The organism is Mesorhizobium sp. CA15 (assembly GCF_020165215.1).
Taxonomy (GTDB): Bacteria; Pseudomonadota; Alphaproteobacteria; order Rhizobiales; family Rhizobiaceae; genus Mesorhizobium.
Genome location: NZ_JAIUHQ010000005.1, coordinates 193657 through 214969, shown reverse-complemented (window position 1 = coordinate 214969; position 21313 = coordinate 193657). Strand labels below are relative to the sequence as shown.

At 64.9% G+C, this 21313-nt stretch carries 23 protein-coding genes; 22 read left to right on the top strand and 1 reads right to left on the bottom strand.

What is annotated here, in order from left to right:
• Positions 1–16: 16 nt before the first annotated feature.
• Positions 17–892: a flagellar motor stator protein MotA gene (gene motA / locus LB515_RS12050; protein ID WP_095766389.1), complete on the bottom strand. Its 876-nt coding sequence runs from the start codon at positions 890–892 to the stop codon at positions 17–19.
• Positions 893–1040: 148 nt separating this feature from the next.
• Here motA and LB515_RS12045 point away from each other — a divergent pair, with 148 nt between their 5' ends.
• The 22 genes from LB515_RS12045 to LB515_RS11940 all read left to right on the top strand — a co-directional run bounded on the left by LB515_RS12045 (position 1041) and on the right by LB515_RS11940 (position 21238).
• Positions 1041–2162 carry a DUF1217 domain-containing protein gene (locus LB515_RS12045; RefSeq protein WP_224603453.1) on the top strand — a complete coding sequence of 374 codons (1122 nt, stop codon included), beginning with the start codon at positions 1041–1043 and terminating at the stop codon, positions 2160–2162.
• Positions 2163–2169: 7 nt separating this feature from the next.
• The gene (gene flgF / locus LB515_RS12040) at positions 2170–2892 is read left to right on the top strand and encodes a flagellar basal-body rod protein FlgF (protein ID WP_140688792.1); all 723 of its coding nucleotides are present in this window, start codon (positions 2170–2172) and stop codon (positions 2890–2892) included.
• 4 nt (positions 2893–2896) lie between these two features.
• Positions 2897–4303: a flagellar protein export ATPase FliI gene (fliI, locus tag LB515_RS12035; RefSeq protein WP_224707844.1), complete on the top strand. Its 1407-nt coding sequence runs from the start codon at positions 2897–2899 to the stop codon at positions 4301–4303.
• Positions 4284–5060 carry a hypothetical protein gene (locus LB515_RS12030; protein ID WP_224707843.1) on the top strand — a complete coding sequence of 259 codons (777 nt, stop codon included), beginning with the start codon at positions 4284–4286 and terminating at the stop codon, positions 5058–5060. The genes fliI and LB515_RS12030 overlap by 20 nt, the downstream gene beginning before the upstream one ends.
• 192 nt (positions 5061–5252) lie before the next feature.
• On the top strand, positions 5253–5633 hold the full coding sequence (gene flgB / locus LB515_RS12025; RefSeq protein WP_140542872.1) for a flagellar basal body rod protein FlgB: 381 nt from the start codon (positions 5253–5255) through the stop codon (positions 5631–5633).
• Positions 5634–5635: 2 nt separating this feature from the next.
• The gene (gene flgC, locus LB515_RS12020) at positions 5636–6052 is read left to right on the top strand and encodes a flagellar basal body rod protein FlgC (RefSeq protein WP_095766383.1); all 417 of its coding nucleotides are present in this window, start codon (positions 5636–5638) and stop codon (positions 6050–6052) included.
• A complete protein-coding gene (locus LB515_RS12015; protein WP_095766382.1) occupies positions 6052–6381 on the top strand; it encodes a flagellar hook-basal body complex protein FliE in 330 nt (109 codons plus the stop codon). Before flgC ends, LB515_RS12015 begins: the two co-directional genes overlap by 1 nt.
• Positions 6382–6385: 4 nt before the next feature.
• A complete protein-coding gene (gene flgG / locus LB515_RS12010; RefSeq protein ID WP_095766381.1) occupies positions 6386–7174 on the top strand; it encodes a flagellar basal-body rod protein FlgG in 789 nt (262 codons plus the stop codon).
• 6 nt (positions 7175–7180) lie between these two features.
• Positions 7181–7702, top strand: a complete 522-nt coding sequence (gene flgA, locus LB515_RS12005; protein WP_224707842.1) for a flagellar basal body P-ring formation chaperone FlgA — start codon at positions 7181–7183, stop codon at positions 7700–7702.
• A gap of 149 nt (positions 7703–7851) precedes the next feature.
• The gene (locus tag LB515_RS12000) at positions 7852–8940 is read left to right on the top strand and encodes a flagellar basal body P-ring protein FlgI (protein ID WP_224707900.1); all 1089 of its coding nucleotides are present in this window, start codon (positions 7852–7854) and stop codon (positions 8938–8940) included.
• A gap of 2 nt (positions 8941–8942) precedes the next feature.
• Positions 8943–9554, top strand: coding sequence for a MotE family protein (locus LB515_RS11995; RefSeq protein WP_411969129.1), 612 nt, complete (start codon positions 8943–8945; stop codon positions 9552–9554).
• The gene (gene flgH / locus LB515_RS11990; protein WP_224707841.1) at positions 9551–10255 is read left to right on the top strand and encodes a flagellar basal body L-ring protein FlgH; all 705 of its coding nucleotides are present in this window, start codon (positions 9551–9553) and stop codon (positions 10253–10255) included. Before LB515_RS11995 ends, flgH begins: the two co-directional genes overlap by 4 nt.
• Before the next feature lie 18 nt (positions 10256–10273).
• A complete protein-coding gene (gene fliL / locus LB515_RS11985; protein WP_224707840.1) occupies positions 10274–10768 on the top strand; it encodes a flagellar basal body-associated protein FliL in 495 nt (164 codons plus the stop codon).
• A complete protein-coding gene (fliP, locus tag LB515_RS11980; RefSeq protein ID WP_095766375.1) occupies positions 10765–11496 on the top strand; it encodes a flagellar type III secretion system pore protein FliP in 732 nt (243 codons plus the stop codon). Before fliL ends, fliP begins: the two co-directional genes overlap by 4 nt.
• Before the next feature lie 245 nt (positions 11497–11741).
• Complete coding sequence (locus LB515_RS11975; protein ID WP_140842058.1) at positions 11742–12737, top strand: flagellin; 996 nt, start codon at positions 11742–11744, stop codon at positions 12735–12737.
• A gap of 259 nt (positions 12738–12996) precedes the next feature.
• Positions 12997–14067, top strand: coding sequence for a flagellin (locus LB515_RS11970; RefSeq protein WP_224707839.1), 1071 nt, complete (start codon positions 12997–12999; stop codon positions 14065–14067).
• A gap of 162 nt (positions 14068–14229) precedes the next feature.
• Entirely contained in the window at positions 14230–15888 is a 1659-nt protein-coding gene (fliF, locus tag LB515_RS11965; RefSeq protein WP_224524342.1) for a flagellar basal-body MS-ring/collar protein FliF, read from the top strand.
• A 3-nt stretch (positions 15889–15891) separates the two neighbouring features.
• Positions 15892–16518 carry a hypothetical protein gene (locus LB515_RS11960; RefSeq protein WP_224524338.1) on the top strand — a complete coding sequence of 209 codons (627 nt, stop codon included), beginning with the start codon at positions 15892–15894 and terminating at the stop codon, positions 16516–16518.
• Entirely contained in the window at positions 16515–17933 is a 1419-nt protein-coding gene (locus LB515_RS11955; RefSeq protein WP_224707838.1) for a MotB family protein, read from the top strand. The genes LB515_RS11960 and LB515_RS11955 overlap by 4 nt, the downstream gene beginning before the upstream one ends.
• The gene (locus LB515_RS11950; protein ID WP_224707837.1) at positions 17930–19372 is read left to right on the top strand and encodes a chemotaxis protein MotC; all 1443 of its coding nucleotides are present in this window, start codon (positions 17930–17932) and stop codon (positions 19370–19372) included. Before LB515_RS11955 ends, LB515_RS11950 begins: the two co-directional genes overlap by 4 nt.
• On the top strand, positions 19369–20718 hold the full coding sequence (locus tag LB515_RS11945) for a flagellar hook-length control protein FliK (RefSeq protein WP_224707836.1): 1350 nt from the start codon (positions 19369–19371) through the stop codon (positions 20716–20718). The genes LB515_RS11950 and LB515_RS11945 overlap by 4 nt, the downstream gene beginning before the upstream one ends.
• Positions 20648–21238 (top strand): transglycosylase SLT domain-containing protein, encoded by a 591-nt coding sequence (locus tag LB515_RS11940; protein WP_224707835.1) that lies wholly within the window; start codon positions 20648–20650, stop codon positions 21236–21238. The genes LB515_RS11945 and LB515_RS11940 overlap by 71 nt, the downstream gene beginning before the upstream one ends.
• Positions 21239–21313 lie beyond the last annotated feature (75 nt).

The window sequence follows — 21313 nt, the reverse complement described above, 5'->3', positions numbered from 1 at the left end:
CTGGGATGGAGCATGCTCAGGCCGCCTTCTTCTCGGCGGTGCCGGCGTTCATGGTGCTCTGCTCCACCGCATCGATCGTCGGACGTTCGTAAGAGGATATGGTCTTGCGGCCGAATTCGATCGCCACCTGCGGCAGGGCGCCATTCATATACGCAAGCAGCGTCTGTTTGACGATGATGTAGAGGCGGTTCTTCTTTTCGCGCACCGTCTTGATCTTGGTGGCCACCGGACCGACCACAGCATAGGACAGAAAGATGCCGAGGAAGGTTCCAACGAGTGCCGCGCCGATCAGGCCGCCGAGGATTTCCGGCGACTGGTCCAGCGCACCCATCGCCTTCACCACGCCGAGCACGGCCGCGACGATGCCCAGCGCCGGCAGGCCGTCGCCGACCGCGACCATCGCGTGATAGGCCTTCAGCTTGTCGGTACGGATCGTCTGGATCTCCTCGTCCATCAGCGCCTCGATCTCATGCGAGCGGGCGTTGCCGATGATGATGATGCGGCAGTAGTCGCAGATGAAATGGGTCAGGTCGTGGTTCTTCAGCACGGTCGGGAAGGCCTGGAAGATGGCCGACTCCTCCGGATTGTCGATATGCGCCTCGACCTCGCTGCGCGACTTCGAGCGCAGCTCGCGCATCAGGCTGTGCAGGACGCCCAGCGTCTCGAGGTAGTCGCGCTCCTTCGGCACCGCCTGCTTGAAGGCTTCGAGAATGCCCTTGCCGGTATCCTTGACCGTCTTCATCGGATTGGCGACGAGGAAGGTGCCGAGCGCGGCGCCGCAGATCACCACCGCTTCCCACGGCTGCAGCAGCACATGCAGATGGCCGCCCATGGCCATGAAGCCGCCGAGAACGCAGCCGAGCGTCACCACAAGTCCGATCAGAATGCCCACGACAGGTCCTTCCGCATGTCACATCGTGGATCAGGGATAGTCCTCGTGCCTTGTGTGAGGCTTGAATCGCAGGCATCGGAAGCGATTCAGCTTCGCGCAAGGAAGTGACGCTATTGTGCGGGGATAGCTTCGGCCGGAGGCACGCCCTTTGCTTAGTACCTACCTCAGCTACCAGTTGATCGCCAAAGACATCCCCAAGTCTATCGCCCGCATCGAGCAGCAGCCGACGGTCGATCGCGACACCCAATACTATCTGGCCAACATCACTAAGGTGAAATCGATCGACGATTTCGTCAAAAACGACCGCCTGTTCAAATACGCCATGAAGGCTTACGGGCTGGAGAACATGGACTATGCCAAAGCCTTCATGGTCAAGGCGCTCAAGGAAGGCGTCTCCGATCCCAACAGCTTCGCCAACAAGCTGACCGACAAGCGCTACGCCCAATTCGTCCGCGCTTTCAACTTCGCGGCGGATGGCGCCGATGCGACGGTCTACAATCCGGCGCAGCAGCTGGTCACGAAGAATTACGCAATGCAGGCTGAGATCGCCGGTCTCGACCCGGATTCGGACTATGTGAAGGGCGAGACGACATATTATCTCGCCAACATCACCAAGGTGAAATCGGTCGACGACCTGATGTCGAACGACCGGCTCTACACCTACGCGCTGGCCGCATTCGGTCTCGACTCCGCCACCGAAGACAAGGGCCTGATCAGGCAGGTCCTTGAGGGCGGTGTGCGCGATCCGGACAGCGTTGCCAACAAGCAGACCAACAAGGCCTATGCCGGGCTGGCCTCGGCCCTCAACTTCGAGCAGTACGGCGCAAATGCCACCACCTATGTTCCAGCGCAGCAGCCGACCGTCGACAAATACCTGCGCCAGACCTTGGAAGAGGACGCCGGCCAGACCAACGAGGGCGTGCGGCTGGCGCTCTATTTCCAACGCAAGGCGCCGGACATCACCAGCTGGTACGACGTGCTGGCCGACACCGCTTTGGCCAGCTTGGCGCGTACCGCGCTCGGCCTGCCCGATTCCTTCGCTACCGCCGACATCGACAAGCAGGCGCAGCTGTTCGAGCAGAAGCTCGACATCAAAGACTTCACCGACCCCGAGAAGCTCAGCAAATTCCTGACCCGCTTCACCAGCATGTACGAGATCAACCACCCCACCTCGACAGCGGTGACGTCGGTCAGCGTGCTCTTCGCGCAGCCGACCAGTGTCGGCATATCCACCGACCTGATGATGGCCATGCAGCAGTTGAAGTTCTGAGAAGATCATGCAGGATAGCCTTTACGTCGCCCTTTCCTCGCAGATCGCGCTCGAGCGCCGTCTCGACACCATCGCCGACAACGTCGCCAACGCCTCGACAATCGGCTTTCGCGCCACCGGCGTGAAGTTCGAGGACGTGGTTTCGGGCACCGGGCCGAAGTCCGTTTCCTTCGCCTCCTCCGGCAAGACCTATCTTTCCGGCGCGCATGGCGCGCTGACCGAAACCGGCAACCCGTTCGACTTCGCCGTCCAGGGCGACGCCTGGTTCGCCATCGAGACGCCCGCCGGCACGGTGATGACGCGCGACGGCCGCTTCTCCATGAACGAGAACGGCGAATTGATGTCGATAGAAGGCTACCCCGTCCTGGACGGCGGCGGCGCCCCGATCCAGCTCGATCCGCGCAACGGCCCGCCCAAGGCGGGCGCCGACGGCTCGCTCAGGCAGAACGATCAGCTGGTCGGCGCGATCGGCCTCTACAATTTCGACCCCGGCGAGAATTTCGTCCGCTATGGCAATTCGGGTGTCGTTCCGGCGCGCACGCCCGAACCCGTCACCGACCGCTCGGACGTCGGTATCGCCCAAGGGTTTCTGGAAGAGTCGAACGTCAACCCGGTGCTGGAAATGACTCGGCTGATCCAGGTGCAGCGCGCTTTCGAGAACACGGCGGCGCTGATGCGGCAGACCGATTCCTCCACCGACGACGCGATCAAGACGCTCGGCTCGAAGTGACGGCATGACGACCGGCTCGTCCCTGTTGCGCGCTTCCGACAGCCCGCCGGATACCGGACGGACCGACAGGCTGGCCGCGCTCGAACGCGTCTGGCGGCGGTTCGACGATCCGCAGGCGCTGCTTTCACGCGGCGGCCGCGTCGTCGAGATCTCGCCGACGCATTACAAGGTCCGCGGCCTGTCTGGAATTGCCCGGCTCGGCGACATCGTCGAGCAGCGCGGCAAGGCCGGCGCGCGACGCGGCGAGATCGTCAAGATCGGCAGCGACGAGGTGGTGGTCGCGCCTTTCGAACGCAGCGCCGATGCCGGAATCGGCGACGCCGTCTTCCGCCGCGGCCCGCTCGCGGTCACTCCGCATGTCTCCTGGCGCGGGCGCGCCATCGATGCCTTGACGCGGGTCATCGACGGCGGACCGCCGCTGATCAGGCCCAATACCGCCGGTGCTGCGGACGGGGCGACGCCCGGCGCCTTGGCACGTCAGCGCGTCGGCACCGGCTTCCTCACCGGCGTCAGGGTCATAGACATCTTCACCCCGCTCTGCTTCGGCCAGCGTTTAGGCATCTTCGCCGGCTCCGGCGTCGGCAAGTCGACGCTGCTTGCGATGCTGGCCGGCGCCGAGGCCTTCGATACGGTGGTCGTGGCGCTGATCGGCGAGCGCGGCCGCGAGGTGCGCGAATTCCTCGAGGATACGATCGGCGCCCAGAGCATGGCCAAGACCGTCGCCGTCGTCGCCACCAGCGACGAAAGCGCCATGCTGCGCCGGCGCGCGCCCGATACAGCCATGTGCGTGGCAGAGCATTTCCGCGACGAGGGCCATCGCGTGCTGCTGGTGCTGGATTCCATCACCCGCTTCGCCCATGCGCTGCGTGAGGTGGCGACGGGGACCGGCGAGCCGCCGGTCGCGCGCGGCTATCCGGCGTCGGTGTTCACCGACCTGCCGAAGCTGCTCGAGCGAGCCGGGCCGGGGGCTGAAGGCAAGGGTTCGATCACCGCCATCATTTCCGTGCTGGTCGACGGCGACGACCATAACGATCCGGTCGCCGATTCGGTGCGCGGCATCCTCGACGGTCATGTCGTGCTCGACCGCGCACTTGCCGAGCAGGGTCGTTACCCGCCGGTCAATCCGCTGTCGTCGATCTCGCGCCTCGCCGACAAGGCTTGGAGCGCGGAGCAGCGCATGCTGGTGACAAGGCTGAAATCGATGATCGCGCGCTTCGAGGACACGCGCGACATCCGTCTGCTGGGCGCTTACCAGAGCGGCGCCGATGCCGAGCTCGACATCGCGGTGCGCCAGGTGCCGCTGATCTACGAGGCGCTCTCGCAATCGCCGAGAGACCGCGCATCGGCCGATCCGTTCGCCGATCTCGCCCGCCACCTCAAGGGGAAGCTGAATGGCGATCAAGGAGACTGAGCTCCGATACACCGAGCGCATGTTGCGCGACATGCTTGCCGAGGCCGAGGCGGCGGAGAAAGCCGCTGCCGATGAAGCAAGAATTGCCAGGAACAGAGCCGCGCGCGCCAGGACGGAGAAGGTGACGGCTCTTCCAAGCAGAGCCAACAGGCCGCATCCCGCGAGGGCGACCCCCGACATTGCACAGGCCAGTCGCGATTCGTTGCTCGATGGCCTTTTTCCCCGCACCGAGTGGCCGGAACCGCCGAAAACCCAGTTCCCGCGCCTCGCCGACAAGAGCGCGGACCGCCGCAGCGATTTCGTCATCGCCGCGCTCGGCATTACGCTCGGGCTGATCTGCGCCCTGTTTCCCTGGTACATCTTCTTCAACCAGGAGCAGTTCGGCGTTCAGGCCATCAAGTTCGGCGGCAGCGGCAGCAATTCCGGACGCGAGGGCGGCGGCGTTGTGGCCGAACGCAGCGGGCCGCTGACGGTCGAGGACATTCCAAATGCCGATATCGACCTGTTTGCCACCGGAACGGTGCAGGACGACCCCGCGCCGGCGCCCGGCGATCAGCCCTTCCCGGCCGCCGCTTCGGAATTCAAGATGGTGCATGTCGCCAACGGCCGCGCCATGATCGAGGACGATACCGGTCTGTGGATCGTGCAGCGCGGCTCCGTCCTGCCGGATTCCAGCCGCGTCGCCTCGATCGAGCAGCGCGGCGGCAAATGGGTGATCGTCACCAGCGCCGATAAGGTGATCCAGCTCTCGAAGTAGCCGCTAGAGCATGATGCCGAAAAGTGTGAAGCGGTTTTCGGACGTCGTGCTCTATTCCTTGATTTAGAAGCGGATTCAGATTTCAGGTCCATAGACCTGAAATCATACGGCTCCAGGGCGCAAGCCCACCCCGCGCAAGGTCCACGCAAGACTGGCCGCCTAGTCTTGCGCGTACTTGCCCGGGAGATTCCCATGGAACCCGTAAATCTTTTCGATCTCGCCACGCGGCAGTCGCAATGGCTGGCCGTGCGCCAGTCGGCGATTGCCTCCAACATCGCCAATGCCAACACGCCCGGCTACACCGCCAATGACGTCGAGCCCTTCGAAAAGGTCCTCGACCGGACCGCGGTGACGCTTGCCGCCACGCAGACTGGCCACCTTGGCGCCGAAAGGGCCAATGCCGGCTTCAACGTCAAGCCCGAGGACCCTGACGGCGCGATCATGCCGTCGAAGAACACCGTGGTTCTCGAACAGGAGTTGATGAAAGCCGGCGAGGTTCGCCGCTCCTTCGAGCTCAACACGGCGATCGTCAAGGCCTTCCACTCGATGATGACGATGGTGGTGAAGAGCTGATCATGGATGCGCTGACTGCAGCCCTCAAAGTCGCGGCATCCGGCCTTGGCGCCCAGTCCGAGCGGCTGCGCGTGGTCTCGGAGAACCTTGCCAACGCCCAGTCGACCGGCAGCACGCCCGGCGCCGATCCCTATCGCCGCAAGACCATCACCTTCCAGTCCGAGGTCGACCGCGCAACCGGCGGCTCGCTGGTGGAAGTCAACGCGATCTCCCGCGATCCTTCGGACTTCCCGATCGAATTCCAGCCCGGCAACGAAGCTGCCGACGCCAAAGGGTACGTCAAGATGCCCAATGTCAACACGTTGGTCGAAATGGCCGACATGAGCGAGGCGAACCGCTCCTATGAAGCCAACCTGCAGGTCATCAAGCAGGCTCGCGATCTGATTTCCATGACCATCGACCTGATGAGGAACCAGTAATGATCGGCGGTATCGGGGCAATACAATTCAAGACGGCGGTTGACGGGGCGGAGCAGGCGTCACCGAACCTGCTGCAGGGCGGCGTCGGAACGCAGACCGGCGAAAGCGTCGGCAGCAGCTTCGCCGAGGTGCTCAGCCAAGCGGCGACGAAGACCGTCAACACGCTGCAGGGCGCCGAGCAGATGTCGATACAGGCCCTGAAGGGCGACGCCGATACGCGCCAGGTCGTCGATGCGGTGCTGAGCGCCCAGCAGGCGCTGCAGACCACCATCGCGATCCGCGACAAGGTCGTCTCGGCCTATCTCGAAATCAGCCGCATGAGTATCTAGCGTCATGAAAGCCCTTGCCATCGCCGCCACCGGCATGAATGCCCAGCAGACCAACCTGGAAGTCATCGCCAACAACATCGCCAACATCAACACCACCGGCTACAAGCGGGCGCGGGCCGAATTCTCCGACCTGCTCTACCAGGTCGACCGCACCCAAGGGGTGCCCAACCGTTCCAACACCTCGCTGGTGCCGGAAGGCGTCTCGATCGGTCTTGGCGTCAAGACGACGGCGGTGCGCAACGTCCACACGCAAGGCGAGCTGACCAGCACCGGCAACAGCTTCGACCTGGCGTTGACCGGCAGGGGCTGGTTCCAGATCGAGGGCGCCGATGGAGCCACGCTCTACAGCCGCGCCGGCGCCTTCAACACCAACGCCACCGGGCAGCTCGTGACGGTCGACGGCGCCAATGTCATTCCGGCCATCTCTGTGCCGACCGACGCGGTCGAGGTGATCGTCAACAAGACAGGCCAGGTCTTCGCCCGCATCCAGGGCCAGACCGACCTCCAGCTGCTCGGCCAGCTTCAGATCGCCAACTTCGCCAACGAGGCGGGCCTGGCGCCGCTCGGCGACAACCTCTTCCAGGAAACGGCCGCCTCAGGCCCGGCCAATGTGGGCGTCCCCGGCGATCCGGGCTTCGCCACGATCCAGCAGGGCTATCTCGAATCCTCCAACGTCGATCCGGTGAAGGAAATCACCGAGCTGATTTCGGCGCAGCGCGCCTACGAAATGAATTCCAAGGTCATCCAGGCCGCCGACGACATGGCCTCGGTGGTCTCAAAGAACATCAGGTAACGGATGATGGCCTGGCCGATCTCCTCCGCACTCCGTCGCGCCGTGCTGGCCACCGCCCTGGTGGCCGCCGGCACGCCGGCTCTGGCGCAGGACCCGACCGGCCAGTCGGCAAACCAGATCGCCGCCGGCCAGGTCGTCGGCGAGGCCGTGCTGATCCCCAACCGGGTCATCTATCCCGGCGAGACCATCGAGCCCGCCTCGCTCAAGCAGGTGACGCTCATCCCCGGCAAGCACAAGCCGGACGGCATGGCGACGCGCTCGGAGGAGCTTCAGGGCAAGGTTGCCAAGCGCACGCTGCTGCCCGGCCGCTACATCCCGGTGACTGCCATCCGCGACGCCTGGCTGGTCGAGCAGGGCGCTTCCGTGCAGGTCTATTTCACCGCCGGCTCGCTCACCATTTCAGCCGCCGGCGTCACGCTGCAGCCAGGTGCTGCCGGTGACCAGATCAAGATCCGCAACACCGACAGCGGCAAGATCATCTCCGGCACGGTGATGGCCGACGGCACCATCAAGGTCGGCGCTTCGTGATGCGCGCCTTTGTTCTTCTGCTGAGCGCCGCCATCGGCCTGCAGCCGGCATTGGCGGATGGGCTGACGCCCAAGGCCAAGCGGGAGCTCGCGCAGAAAAACGGCGGTGTCTATGACGATCCGGAATACGATCCGGCCACCACCCAGCGCATGTTCCGGGTCTCGACCGGGCCAAGCACGCTGCCGCCCGGTCAGGTCGCGGCGCGCATCAAGGACATCGCCCAGCTGCAGAGCGCGCGCGACAACCAGCTCGTCGGCTATGGTCTGGTCATCGGCCTCGCCGGAACCGGCGACAGCCTGCGCAACTCGCCGTTCACCGAACAGTCGATCCGGGCCATGTTGGAGAATCTCGGCATTGCCACCGAAGACGGCCGCGCGCGCGCCAAGAACGTGGCCGCCGTCATCGTCACCGCCAACATGCCGCCCTTCGTCCAGTCGGGCAGCCGTATCGACATCGACGTCTCCTCGATGGGCGACGCCACCTCGCTCGCCGGCGGCACGCTGGTGATGACGCCGCTGAAGGCGGCCGACGGCGAAATCTATGCCGTCGGGCAGGGCTCGGTGATCGTCGGCGGTTTCACCGCCCAGGGCCAGGCCGAGCAGTTGACGCAAGGCGTGCCGACCGCCGGCCGCGTGCCGAACGGCGCCATCGTCGAGCGCTCGGTGCCGGCCGAGTTCGATGACCAGGGCGTGTTGACGCTGCAATTGCGCAATCCCGATTTCTCGACCGCCATCCGCATCGCCGACGCCATCAACGACTACACCTCGCAGCGCTTCGGGATGCGGGTCGCCGCCGAACGCGATGCCCGCACGGTGCAGATCAAGCGGCCGAGGAATGTCTCGGCCGCGCGTTTTTATGCCGAGATCGAAAATCTCGTCGTCGAATCCGACGCCCCTGCCCGCGTCGTCATCGACGAGCGCACCGGCACCATCGTCATCGGCAGCAATGTCAGGATCTCGCGCGTGGCGATCAGCCACGGCACGCTCACCGTGCGCATCACCGAAGCGCCGAAGGTGGTTCAGCCGGAACCCTTCTCCAGGGGTCACACCGCCGTCGAGCCCTTCACCGCCATCGAGGCGAGCCGGCCTGACGCCCGCGTTGCCGTGCTCGACGGTCCCGACCTCGAAACGCTGGTCTCGGGCCTCAATCGCCTCGGCGTGAAGCCCGACGGCATCATCGCCATCCTGCAAGGCATCAAATCGGCCGGCGCCTTGCAGGCCGATCTGGTTCTCCAATAGGCATGCCGATGATCGCGCTTTCCTCCCTAACACCCCGCGGTCACCTGAGCTTCCGGGCCATCGCAGCAATGGTTGCTCTGCTTGGCGGCACCGCTGCCCATGCGGACGAGGTACGACAGGTGTTGCCGGGCGGTCAGGCGCCGGTTCAGCCGGCACAGCTCACACATGAAAACGCGCCGCTTCAGCCGGCTGCGCTCGCAGGCGGCAAGGCGCCGGACGAAAGCGAGATCCAGCGCTTCTGTTCCAACATCGCGGACGCCGCGCGCGACCGCCGCTACGCTCTCCAGGCCGAGGAATTGAAGCAGCTGCAGGCCGGCATCGACGAGCGCATGAAAGCGTTGGAGGCAAAGCGGGCCGAATACGAGGAATGGCTGAAGCGCCGCGAGGTGTTCCTGGCGCGTGCCGAGGACGGCGTCGTCAAGATCTATGCCGGCATGAAGCCCGATGCCGCCGCCGAACGTCTGGCGATGGTCAACGCCGAGCTCGCGGCGGCCATCCTGATGAAGCTCGATTCGCGCAAGGCCGGCGTCATCCTGAACGAAATGGACCAGAAGGCGGCGGCGACGCTCACCGGCATCATGGCCAGCGCGGCGCGAAGGGTTGATCCGTCATGAAGTTGAAATTGCTGGCCCTGATCGCCCTCGCCACCCTGGCCGGTTGCGGTACCGATCTCAGGGAGGTCGGCAGGGAGCCCGCTTTGTCGCCGGTCGGCTCCGGCATCGGCGAAGGCGGTTCCGGCCCTTACAGCTACCCCGAGCCGCCTGCCTCCCGGCCGAAGAAATTCTCGCTGTGGGACGATCGCCAGAGCCGGCTGTTTACCGATCCGCGCGCGCTGCGCGCCGGCGACATCCTGACCGTCAACATCAGGCTCAACGACAAGGCCAATTTCAAGAACCAGAACGACCGCAGCCGCACCGCCGCGCGCAAGCTTGGCTATGACATCAATCTCGGATGGGAAAAGGCAAGCACCAACGGCAAGGGCGACGCCGGCCTGAGCTCCAGCACCGAGACCAATGCCGATGGGGAGATCAAACGTTCGGAAAACCTCGAGCTCAATGTCGCCGCCGTCGTCACAGACGTGCTGCCCAACGGCAATCTGATGATCAGGGGCTCGCAGGAGGTCCGCGTCAATTACGAGCTTCGGGTGCTGACCATCGCCGGCATGGTCCGTCCGTCCGACATCGGCGCGGAAAACACCATCCCCTACGAGCGCATCGCCGAGGCGCGCATTTCCTATGGCGGCCGTGGCCGTGTGAGCGAGGTCCAGCAGCCGGCCTATGGCCAGCAGATCCTCGACCAAGTGCTTCCCTTCTAGGACCGGGAGAGCGCTGCCGTGGCAAATGTCGAGCAAGTCCAGCCCAAAAAGGGACCTTCCCTGGCGATCCAGCTCGCCATGCTGTTGGCTATGACCGGCGCGGCCGTCGGCATGGGTTGGCTTTCCGGCGGCTATCTCCAGCAAGGCGAAACGCCGGCAGCGGTGCCCGCGGCGCCGGAGAACGCCGGCGCCGCCGAAAAACCCGCCGAAGGCGGCAAGGCGGGCGCCGGGCCAGCGCTGGTGCAGCTGGCACCGATCACCACCAATCTCGCCTCGCCGTCGGAAGTCTGGATCCGGCTGGAGGCGTCGCTGCTCTACGATGCTCCGCAGCCGCAGGAAGTGACCGAGCAGATCCACCAGGACCTGCTTGCCTATGTGCGCACCCTCAAGCTGCATCAGATCGAAGGCGCCAGCGGCTACCAGCATCTCAAGGCCGATCTCGAGGAGCGCGCGGCGCTGCGCAGCGGCGGCCACGTCAAACAGGTTCTCGTCAGGACGATGCTGCTCGAATGAGAAAGTTCCTCATAGCCACGGCGCTCATCGTCGTCACCACCTCCGTCGCCGCGGCCCAGCAGCTCGATCTCGGCGGCATCGGCAAGGCCGACGGCACGACGGTCGGCTATCTGATCCAGATGTTCGGCCTGCTCACCGTGCTTTCGGTGGCGCCCGGGCTCTTGATCATGGTGACGAGCTTCACCCGCTTCGTCATCGCCTTTTCGATCCTGCGCGCCGGTATCGGCCTGCAATCGACGCCGGCCAACCTGATCCTGATCTCGCTGTCGCTGTTCATGACCTTCTATGTCATGGCGCCGACTTTCGACCAGGCCTGGAACACCGGCGTGAAGCCGCTGATGGACAACCAGATCACGCAGGGCGAGGCGTTCGAGAAAATCTCCGGCCCGTTCCGTGACTTCATGCTGCACAATGTGCGCGACAAGGATTTCGACCTCTTCGCCGACCTCGCCCGGGAGCGCGGCCAGACCGTCTCGCGCGAGACTGTCGACCTGCGCATCCTGGTGCCGGCCTTCATGATCTCGGAGATCCGCCGCGGCTTCGAGATTGGCTTCCTCATCGTCCTGCCCTTCCTCGTCATCGACCTGATCGTCGCCACCGTCACCATGGCCATGGGCATGATGATGCTGCCGCCGACGGTGGTATCGCTGCCGTTCAAGATCCTGTTCTTCGTGCTGATCGACGGCTGGAACCTTCTGGTCGGCAGCCTGGTACGATCCTTCACCTGATCGTTCCCGCCGGACCGCGCAAGCATGCCGCGCCAAGCCTCGACAGCTTGAGCAAGCTGCGCGCAAGCCTTCCAACATTATTTTCGATTAACCGTCCGATTTAGCTCTTTGGTAGCAACTTACCGCCATAGTCGCTCGCAGATGGCGGGTGACCTGACTGAGCGGTCATTGGCATGATGCCGCACCGTCATACCGGACATGCCGGTATGTCAAAAAAATCCGTGTAAAAACAAGGTACGAGTACCATGGCCAGTATCATGACCAACGCCTCGGCGTTGACCGCTCTGCAGAGCTTGAACGCCACCCAGAAGAACCTCGACACCACCCAGTCCCGTATCTCGACGGGCTATCGCGTCTCGCAGGCTTCCGACAACGCCGCTTACTGGTCGATCGCCACCACGATGCGTTCCGACAACCAGGCCATGTCCACCGTTTCTGACGCGCTCGGCCTCGGCGCCTCGAAGGTCGACACCGCTTACACCGGCATGGACAGCGCGATCTCGACCATCAACCAGATCCAGCAGAAGCTGACCGCTTCCTACGGCCAGACCGATGCTTCTAAGGAAAAGACCCAAGTCGAAATCGCCGCTCTTCAGAACCAGTTGAAGGCCTATGCGGATGGCGCCACGTTCTCCGGCACGAACATGCTGTCGGTCAACAGCGGCGCCACCGCCACGAGCGCAGCCGACGTCAAGATCGTTTCGGCCTTCAACCGCGATGCCACCGGCGCAGTTTCGATCTCGACGATCGACGTCAAGGTCGACAGCATCAAGCTGTATGAAGCCGGCACCGCGGCTGGCGTGTCGAAAGGTATCCTCGACGCCGACCGCGTCGGTGCGACCGGCGCTGTCACCACCACTGCGCAAAACCCGACCCTGGGTGCGGCAGCTGCGGCGGGCGACACCTATTCGGTCGCCACGATGAAGATCTTCTCCGGCACCACCGCTGCAAGCGATACCCAGATCGCGGATATGATGAAAGTCGTCGACGCCGCGCTGAAGGACATGACGACCGCCGCGACCAAGCTCGGCGCCGCCAAGAGCTCGATCAACCTGCAGAAGACCTTCACCTCGAGCCTGATGGACTCCATCGACCGCGGCGTCGGCCAGCTCGTCGATGCCGACATGAACAAGGAATCGACCCGCCTCCAGGCGCTGCAGGTGCAGCAGCAGCTCGGCGTCCAGGCGCTGTCGATCGCCAACGGCTCGTCGCAGTCGATCTTGTCGCTCTTCCGCGGCTGATCGCTCCATACTGACCGGACCAAAGCATCGGGCCGCGCCAAAAGCGCGGCCCGATTTGCGTTTGCTCAAGGCTCGCGCAACCCTCGTTCCCTAACCTCTCGGAAGCCTACTTTTAACAGGCCATTAACCATATCGCGCTAGGTATGGTTAACCAATCACTTAGGTTGTCGAATCGGCCCGACCGGCACGATTCGCAACCCATGGACAGGTCGAGACCCGGCCTGCGTGGCATGCCGGCTTTTGAGAAGGAGCGAGTTTCTTGGCGAGCATCATGACGAACGCTGCGGCGTTGACTGCACTTCAAAGCCTCAACGCCACCAACAAATCGCTCGAGCAGACGCAGGCCCGGATCTCCACCGGCTACCGGGTCTCCGAGGCCTCCGACAACGCCGCCTACTGGTCGATCGCCACCACCATGCGCTCCGACAATTCGGCGCTGTCGACTGTGCAGGATGCGCTCGGTCTCGGTGCCTCGAAGGTCGATACAGCCTACACTGGCATGAACAACGTCCTTTCGACGATCGGCCAGATCAAGACCAAGCTTTTGTCGGCTGTCGGCCAATCGGGTGCCAACAAGGCCAAGACGCAGACCGAAATCACCACGCTGCAGGCGCAGATGAAATCCTTCGCCGATGCCGCCACCTTCTCCGGCTCGAATTATCTTTCGGTGACGTCCAAGCAGGTCGCGGCCGCCAATGACGGCGTCCAGCCCGACGCCCAGATCGTCTCCTCGTTCAACCGCTCCTCGTCCGGCGCCATCTCGCTCGGCACCATCGACATCAATGTCGAGAGCACCAAACTGTTCGATTCCGGCCTCGCGACGGCCGTCAAGAACCAGGGCATTCTCGATCGCAAGACTTCGATCTACTCCACCGCCGCCGACCAGTCGGCATATGACGCCGCCTATGCGGCCTCGATCGCCGGCGGCGCCACCGACATTGCCGCCAACACCGCGGGCCAGGCCGCTGTGTCGGGCTCGCCCGTCAAGATCGACAACGTCTCCGCCTTCAATCTCGACATCACGGCAACGGGCGTGACCGACGACATCATCACGCAGATGGTCACCAAGATCGACAACGTCATGAGTCAGCTTACTGACGCCGCCACCGTGCTCGGCGCCGCCAAGAGCTCGATCGACCTGCAGAAGACCTTCACCCAGAGCCTTATGGACTCCATCGACCGCGGCGTCGGCCAGCTCGTCGATGCCGACATGAACAAGGAATCGACCCGCCTTCAGGCGCTGCAGGTGCAGCAGCAGCTCGGCATCCAGTCGTTGTCGATCGCCAACAGCTCCTCGCAGTCGATCCTGGCGCTGTTCAAGAACGGCTAATCGGCAGAAATATTCCGACCGGCGAAAGGCCGCGCCACGGGCGCGGCCTTTTTCGTTTTTGGATAAGAGCCGGGTCGACGCTTTGCTGGCACGCCTATCATCCTCGCACAAGCTTCGCGGTCTAGTCTTCCGGCGGACAGTCATGCTGGGAGCGGTTGAATCGTGCCGGAACAGATCCAGAGCGTCATCGCGAATTTGAAGAGCTTCGGCGTTAGGCGTCTGGCGCTCATGGGCGGCATCGCGGCCCTGGTCATGGCCGTCATCGGCATCGCGTCGGTCTATCTCAACCGCCCGGCCTATGAGACGCTCTATGTCGGCCTCGAGCGTTCCGACGTCAATCAGATCGGACTGGTGCTGGCCGACGCCGGCATCGGCTTCGATGTGGGCTCTGACGGCACATCCGTGATGGTGCCGGCCGGCACCACCGCGCAGGCGCGCATGCTGCTTGCCGAGAAAGGCCTGCCGACCAGCGCCAACGCCGGCTATGAGCTGTTCGACAATGTCGGCTCGCTCGGCCTCACCTCCTTCATGCAGCAGATCACCCGCGTGCGCGCCCTGGAAGGCGAGATCGCGCGCACCATCCAGTCGATCTCCGGCGTCAAGGCGGCTCGAGTCCACATCGTCATGTCCGAGCGTGCCAATTTCCGTCGCGACGAGCAGCAGCCCTCCGCCTCGGTGGTCATCCGCTATGCGGGCAGCGATGCCGAGAAGAGCGCCATGTCGATCCGCCACCTCGTCGCCGCGGCCGTTCCCGGCCTCTCGGCCGACAAGGTCACCGTGCTCGATTCCAACGGCAATCTTTTGGCCGCCGGCGACGACCCGTCCAACACGAGCGCCGCGCGCACGCTGGGCGTCGAGCAGACGGTCGAGGCGCAGATCGGCGACAACATCCGCCGCGCGCTCACCCCTTATCTCGGCCCGGACAATTTCCGCGCCAGCGTCAAGGCCGACATCAACACCGACACGCGCCAGACCGAGGAGACGATCTTCGATCCGAACTCGCGCGTCGAGCGTTCGGTGCAGTCAGTGAAGACCAACGAGGCCAGCAACCAGAAGCAGGCTTCGACCCCGACCAGCGTCGAGCAGAACCTGCCCGAGACGCAGACCACCACCACCGAGGGCCCGCAATCCACCTCGCAGAACGACCGCAAGGAAGAGATCACGAACTACGAGATCAATTCCAAGAAGATCGCCACCGTCTCCAACGGTTACACGGTCAACAAGATGTCGATCGCGGTCGTGGTCAACCAGGATCGCCTGAAGACCATCCTCGGCAAGGACGCCACGCCGGAGCAGATCGCCAAGCGAGTCGCCGATATCCAGAAGATGGTCGCCTCGGCGACCGGCTTCGACGACAAGCGCGGCGACATCATCGACGTCTCGGCGGTCGAATTCATCAACGGCCTCGACGGCGAGCCGATAGATCAGCCTGGCATTCTCGCCTCGATCGGCACCTATACCGGCACGCTGATCAATGCCGGCGCCTTCATCGTCGTCGTCTTCCTGGTGGCGTTCTTCGGCCTCAAGCCGATGGCCGCCGCGCTGACGGCGTCGGCGAGGCCCGCGGCCATTGCCGGCCCGAGCTTCGACGACGTGCAGCGTTCCTTGCCGACGCCCGATGCGCCGGTCGCCGCGATCACCGCCGAGGCCCCGGCCGGCGCCCTGCCCGGCGCGCGCGCCGGTGCAACCCCGCTCGATGACCTGCGCCAGAAAATCCGGCCGGCGCCGCAGGACCGGCTTGCCCGCATGGTCGACCTCAACGAGGAGCGCACCGCGCAGATTCTGCGCAAATGGGCAGCCGTCCCGGAAGCCGTAGGTTAGGCCATGGCCTCCGCAGCCCTCTTCGATCTCCTGCCCGATTTTGGTTCGCGCACGCCGCGTGCCAATCAGGCGCCGACCGCGCGCGACGCCGAGCATCTGCCGGCCGCGCCGGAGCCGCAGGCCGATATCGGCGCGCTGATCGCCGAGGCCGTGGCCGACGCGGAGGCAGCGCTCGAGGCGCGCCTCGCGCTGGCCCATCAGGCAGCGCTCGACGCCGAGCGCCAGGCCAGCAACCAGGCCGCGCAAACTTTCCTTGAGAGCTTCGGCGGCGATCTCGGCGCCGCCCTCGCCACGCGCATCGAGGCCATGGAGCAGCGCGTTGCCGAGCTTGCCGGCGCAACCGTCGCCCGTATCGTCGGCGGCCTTCTCAGCGACGACCTGCAGGAGCGTTCGCTCGCTGCCCTTTCCCGCGCCATCAGTGCGGCGGTCGCCGACAGCGAGGCCGTGCGCATCGCCGTCCGCGGCCCGTTGTCGCTGTTCGAGCCGCTGCAGGCGGCGCTCGGATCCCGCGCCGCCAATCTCGACTTCAGCGAGGCGCCGGGCTTCGACCTGACCGTCACCATCGACGAAACCGTGTTCGAGACGCGTATCGCCGAGTGGTCGGCGTCCTTGTCGGAGGTCCTGTCATGAGCGCCGTCGACCATGCCGACCCCCGGCACGAGATCATCATCGTCAAGCGCAATCACGACGGTCATGACGACGGCCACCATGGTGGCGTATGGAAGATCGCCTTCGCCGACTTCATGACGGCGATGATGTGCTTCTTCCTCGTCATGTGGCTGATCAACGCCGCCAACGAGCAGACCAAGGCGGCCGTCGCCAGCTATTTCAATCCGGTCGAGCTGATCGATCGCAACTCCAGCCGCAAGGGCCTGGAAGATTTGGGCGACGGCCCGAGCAAGGTCGGATTGACCGCGGACAACCCGCAGCAGGGCGCGACCAAGGCGGGCGATGACGGCAAGGGCGGCGCCGGTTCCTCCGAGCGCCGGCAGACGAAGGCCGGAGCGCAGGATGCCCAGCTCTCCGATGAAAAGCTGTTTGCCGATCCCTACGCGGTGCTGGCGGAAATAGCCGCCGACACAGGCGTGATGCAGAACGTCAGCGCCAAGGGCGAAGGCGGCGCCCAGGCGGCCGGTCCGGCAACCGGCGCATCCGGCGGCGAGTCCTACCGCGATCCGTTCGCGCCGGATTTCTGGTCGCAGCAAGTGGCGGCGCCTGGCGCCGAGGCCACCGCCGAACGCGCCAGGATCGAAGGCGATCCGGTCAAGCCCGGCGAGAAGGTCGCCGCCGTCGCGGTGCCGAAGGTGAAGGTCGTTCCGGCCGCTCCTGCCCTGACGGCCGCGCCGCTGGAGCCGCTGGCAACCCCGCAAAAGACCGACGCTAAGAGCGGGCCAAAGGCCGCGCAAGGCGACGCCGAGAAGGCGTCGGGCGAAGCAGACAAGACCGAGAAAGCCCAAACCGGGAAAGCTGAAGTCGACAAGCGCGAGGCTGCAGCGGCCGACACCAAAGCCGAAAGCGCGAAGGCAGAAAAGGCCGAACCCGAGCAAGCCGCCGACAAAGGCGACAAGGCGCCGAGCAAAGCCGCTCTTCAGGAAGCGGCGGATATCAAGAAGGAGCTCGCCAAGGCATTCCTGCCGGGTGAAAAGCTCGCCGACGGCGTCTCGGTCGAGGCCACCGACAAGGGCGTCGTCATTTCGATCACCGACCAGCTCGATTTCGGCATGTTCGAGATCGGCTCGGCCATGCCACGCCGCGAGCTGGTGCTGGCGATGGAAAAGATCGGCCGCATCGTCAACGAGAAGAAGGGCACCATCACCATCAGCGGCCACACCGACGCGCGGCCGTTTCGCAGCAACACTTACGACAACTGGCGGCTGTCCACCGCGCGAGCCCATTCGGCCTACTACATGCTGGTGCGCGGCGGCGTCGACGAAAGCCGCATCACCGAGGTCGCGGGCTTCGCCGACCGGAAGCCCAAGATCGCCTCCGATCCAATGGCGGCCGCGAACCGGCGCATCGAAATCCTGATGACGGCCGGCGGATGAAGGGCAGGAGCGCCATCGGCTGCGCGGTAGCGCTGCTATTGCTTGCGGCAGGGTCGCCGTCGGCGGCCTTGGCGCAGGACGCCCTGCAACCCTATCAGCTGGTGCGTTCGCTGCAGCTGATCCAGGACCGGATTGCCGGCGGCGATCATGCCGCGCTGCCGATGCAGGCGAAGCTCCTCGAAATGATCGACGCCCGGATGCGCAATGCCGATGCCGAGGATTTCAAGGAGCCGAAGAACTTCCGCGCTCTGCTCGTCTACGGCATGAGCGGCGGCAACCCGGTGACGGTCGCGGCGGCGGCTTCGCGCGCAATAACCGACCCGCAAAGCCTGGTCATCGCCAAAGGCGTCGTCGCCTATCTGAGCGGCCGGCCGGCCGAGGCGATCGAAATGCTGAAGCCGATCGATCCGATGGGCGTGCCCGCCGACCTCGGCGCCTTCCTGGCGCTGGTCAAGGGTTCGCTGCTTGCGACCGATGACCCTGCGGCAGCGCTGAACCTGCTCGACGAGGCGCGCCTGCTCAGCCCCGGCACGTTGGTCGAGGAGGCAGCGCTTCGCCGCTCCGTGGGCATCGCGGCCGCACAGGGCGACGCCGCCCGTTTCGCGCTAGCTTCGACCCAGTATGTCGCCTCCTACCTCTATTCGCCTTACGCCAGCCAGTTCGCCGATGCCTTTGTTTCCGGCGTCATCACGCTGCACATGGCGATCAGCCAGGACAAGATCGCCGACATCACCTCGATGATGGATCCCGAGCGCGAGAAAGTGATCTACCTGCGCATCGCCCGCCGTGCCGCGATCGACGGGATGACCGAGCTCTCGGCTTTCGCCTCGGCGAAGGCCGAGCTGGGCCGCAACGGCAACGGCAGCCGGGACGACCCGCGCACTCAGCTCTATTCGAGCCTTTCCACCATGACATCGGCCAATGTCGATGAAGTGCGCGCCAAGCTCGGCAAGATAGATCGCGGCAAGCTTTCGCAAGGCGACCGCGACCTGCTCGACGCCGCGCAGGCCGTGGCGGGCGAAGTGATGGCGCCGGTGAAAGCGCCCGCAAATGCCGAAACCGCACCGACAATCGTTGCAAGAGGCGACGGAGCTAAATCCGCGACCGAAGCCTCAGCTGACCCGGCCAGTGCGGACTTGCCTCCCGTGGAGGGAGCGATGCCCGAACAGGCAGCGGTCGCGGTGAGCAATCCGCCGGTCGCGCCGAGCGACCAGGCGAAAGACACGCCGCCCGCCGCTTCGCCGCCCCCTGTCCCGCAGCCCGCGCAAGCATCGGCTGAAACCCTGGCGGCCGCTCCGGCTCTGACCGGCGCCGCGCCGGTGGTACAGGCGTCCGCGCCGGCGAAGCCCGATATGCAAGACCCGATCGATGCGGCGGTCACCAGCACGCGGCGTCAGCTCGACCAGATCGACCAACTCCTCGGAGCAGCCCCAAAATGACCAGCGTCAACCAGACCTTGCCGGGCTTTGCTTCGACACAGGCCCAGTCCCGGCAGCACACTGCCGGCGACAAGGTTGGGGATCAGAATTTCGGCAAGATGGTGCATGGGACCGAGAGCCCACAGGACAAGCACACGGCCGGACCGGTAATACCGAACGCGCATCCGGCAAGGCGCTTGCCGGCCAATGCCGGCAAGCATGAGCCGGATCAGGACCCGCAGGGGAAAACCGGTTCGCAGAAGGCGACGGGAAAGTCCGCGAAGACCGACGGGCAATCCTTATCCGCGAAGCAGACCGCGGATAAGGATACCGCGGCGCAATCCGACGATCCCGCGCCGCTGCAGGACCGCTTGCCGTTGCTGATGGCGCTGGGCGACATGAAGCATTTCGCGCAATCGTCGGGCGCGGGCGGCGCTGATGGTGAAGAAGCCGCCGGCGACCACGGATCGCTGGAACTGCGGCTGCGCGCCGGCAAGCGCACGGCGATCGACAGTTCCGCCGAGCCGCTGTCGCGATCCACCCGTTCGACGGCAGCGGACGATTCCGGCCCCGATTTTGGGCTAAAGCCGATGAAGGCGCAAATGGCTCTCGATATGCCGGGCCGGCGTGATGCCGATGCCTTGCCGGCGCAAGGGGATGATCCGGCGGCCGGTAGCCCGTTGCCGCCGCAAGGCTGGCGGCCGGCTTCCGCATCCAAGGCTTCGCTGCAATCGCAGTCGGCCGCGCCGCAGACTCCGGGCAAGCCGTCTGCTTCCGCCGGACGCATGGAAGTCGTCAACCAGCAGAGCTTCCCGGCGCCGGCGCAAAACCCGATCGGCCAGACGGTATCGGCGCTGGTTGAAGGGCTTGCCTCCGACAATGGCGTCCAGCAAGCCTTTGCAAGCGCCTCGACGGGCTCCCAGACGACCAATTCTGTTGCCGTTCCGACACACGTGCTGAAGATCGAGCTGCACCCTTCGGAGCTCGGATCGGTTGTCGCCAGCCTGCGGCTCTCGGGGGAGCGACTTTCGATTGAGATGAAGCCCGAGACACACGAGGCATACCGCCGTCTCACCGCCGACAGCGACGCCGTCGTCAAGTCGATGCGCAGCCTCGGCTTCGACGTCGACAAGGTCACCATCCTGCAACCCTCGATAGCAGCGCATGCGGCCAGCCGCGCCGACCCAACCAGCGCCATGCCGATGTCGACAGGCCGCGACCAGCCTTCGTTCCAGCCTGGGAACTCGGGCAGCAACGGCGCGGGCGGCGGCCGGCAACCGGGAAGGAACAATGGCGATGGCGCACAGGAATTCGGTCGAGCTGCTTCGCCTCTTCGCGAGCGTGCTGACGACGATATGTATATCTAGTTTCGCTGCCGGCGCGGCCAGCGCCGCAGCCAATCCCTGCGAGCCGGAGATCCTGCGCGCCGCCGATCGCTACGGGGTGCCCGCCGGAATCCTTTACGCCGTCGGCCTGACCGAGACCGGAAAGAAGGGCAGCCTTCAGCCTAATGCCTTGAATATAGAAGGAAAAGCTGTGTTTCCTCGCAGCCGCGGCGAAGCGCTCGCCGCATTCGAGAACGCGCGTCGCGAGGGCAAGACGCTGATCGATCTCGGCTGCATGCAGATCAACCATCGCTATCACGGCGCGCAGTTCCGCAGCGTCGAGGACATGCTCGACCCGCATCGCAATGTCGACTACGCGGCGCGCTTCCTGGTCAGCCTGCATGCCCGGCACCTGACCTGGTCGATGGCCGTCGCCCGCTATCATGCCGGCCCCGACAACGACCCCGCGCAGAAGGTCTATGTCTGCCGCGTCATCGCCAACATGGTCGCCACCGGCTTCGGCAAATGGACGCCGAATGCCAGCACCTTTTGCAATCAGTAGTTGTTGTACGTGAGAGCCGGTCGACCTTCGCCAGCCTATCCCGCCGGCGCCGATATTCGTCGGCCAACAGTTGGC

Excerpts from the sequence above, each read along its gene's own strand:
- flgF (WP_140688792.1), top strand. The coding sequence starts at position 2,170 with ATGCAGGATAGCCTTTACGTCGCCCTTTCCTCGCAGATCGCGCTCGAG.
- fliI (WP_224707844.1), top strand. The coding sequence starts at position 2,897 with ATGACGACCGGCTCGTCCCTGTTGCGCGCTTCCGACAGCCCGCCGGAT.
- LB515_RS12030 (WP_224707843.1), top strand. The coding sequence starts at position 4,284 with ATGGCGATCAAGGAGACTGAGCTCCGATACACCGAGCGCATGTTGCGC.
- flgB (WP_140542872.1), top strand. The coding sequence starts at position 5,253 with ATGGAACCCGTAAATCTTTTCGATCTCGCCACGCGGCAGTCGCAATGG.
- flgC (WP_095766383.1), top strand. The coding sequence starts at position 5,636 with ATGGATGCGCTGACTGCAGCCCTCAAAGTCGCGGCATCCGGCCTTGGC.
- LB515_RS12015 (WP_095766382.1), top strand. The coding sequence starts at position 6,052 with ATGATCGGCGGTATCGGGGCAATACAATTCAAGACGGCGGTTGACGGG.
- flgG (WP_095766381.1), top strand. The coding sequence starts at position 6,386 with ATGAAAGCCCTTGCCATCGCCGCCACCGGCATGAATGCCCAGCAGACC.
- flgA (WP_224707842.1), top strand. The coding sequence starts at position 7,181 with ATGGCCTGGCCGATCTCCTCCGCACTCCGTCGCGCCGTGCTGGCCACC.
- LB515_RS12000 (WP_224707900.1), top strand. The coding sequence starts at position 7,852 with ATGTTCCGGGTCTCGACCGGGCCAAGCACGCTGCCGCCCGGTCAGGTC.
- LB515_RS11995 (WP_411969129.1), top strand. The coding sequence starts at position 8,943 with ATGCCGATGATCGCGCTTTCCTCCCTAACACCCCGCGGTCACCTGAGC.
- flgH (WP_224707841.1), top strand. The coding sequence starts at position 9,551 with ATGAAGTTGAAATTGCTGGCCCTGATCGCCCTCGCCACCCTGGCCGGT.
- fliP (WP_095766375.1), top strand. The coding sequence starts at position 10,765 with ATGAGAAAGTTCCTCATAGCCACGGCGCTCATCGTCGTCACCACCTCC.
- LB515_RS11975 (WP_140842058.1), top strand. The coding sequence starts at position 11,742 with ATGGCCAGTATCATGACCAACGCCTCGGCGTTGACCGCTCTGCAGAGC.
- LB515_RS11960 (WP_224524338.1), top strand. The coding sequence starts at position 15,892 with ATGGCCTCCGCAGCCCTCTTCGATCTCCTGCCCGATTTTGGTTCGCGC.
- LB515_RS11955 (WP_224707838.1), top strand. The coding sequence starts at position 16,515 with ATGAGCGCCGTCGACCATGCCGACCCCCGGCACGAGATCATCATCGTC.
- LB515_RS11950 (WP_224707837.1), top strand. The coding sequence starts at position 17,930 with ATGAAGGGCAGGAGCGCCATCGGCTGCGCGGTAGCGCTGCTATTGCTT.
- LB515_RS11945 (WP_224707836.1), top strand. The coding sequence starts at position 19,369 with ATGACCAGCGTCAACCAGACCTTGCCGGGCTTTGCTTCGACACAGGCC.
- LB515_RS11940 (WP_224707835.1), top strand. The coding sequence starts at position 20,648 with ATGGCGCACAGGAATTCGGTCGAGCTGCTTCGCCTCTTCGCGAGCGTG.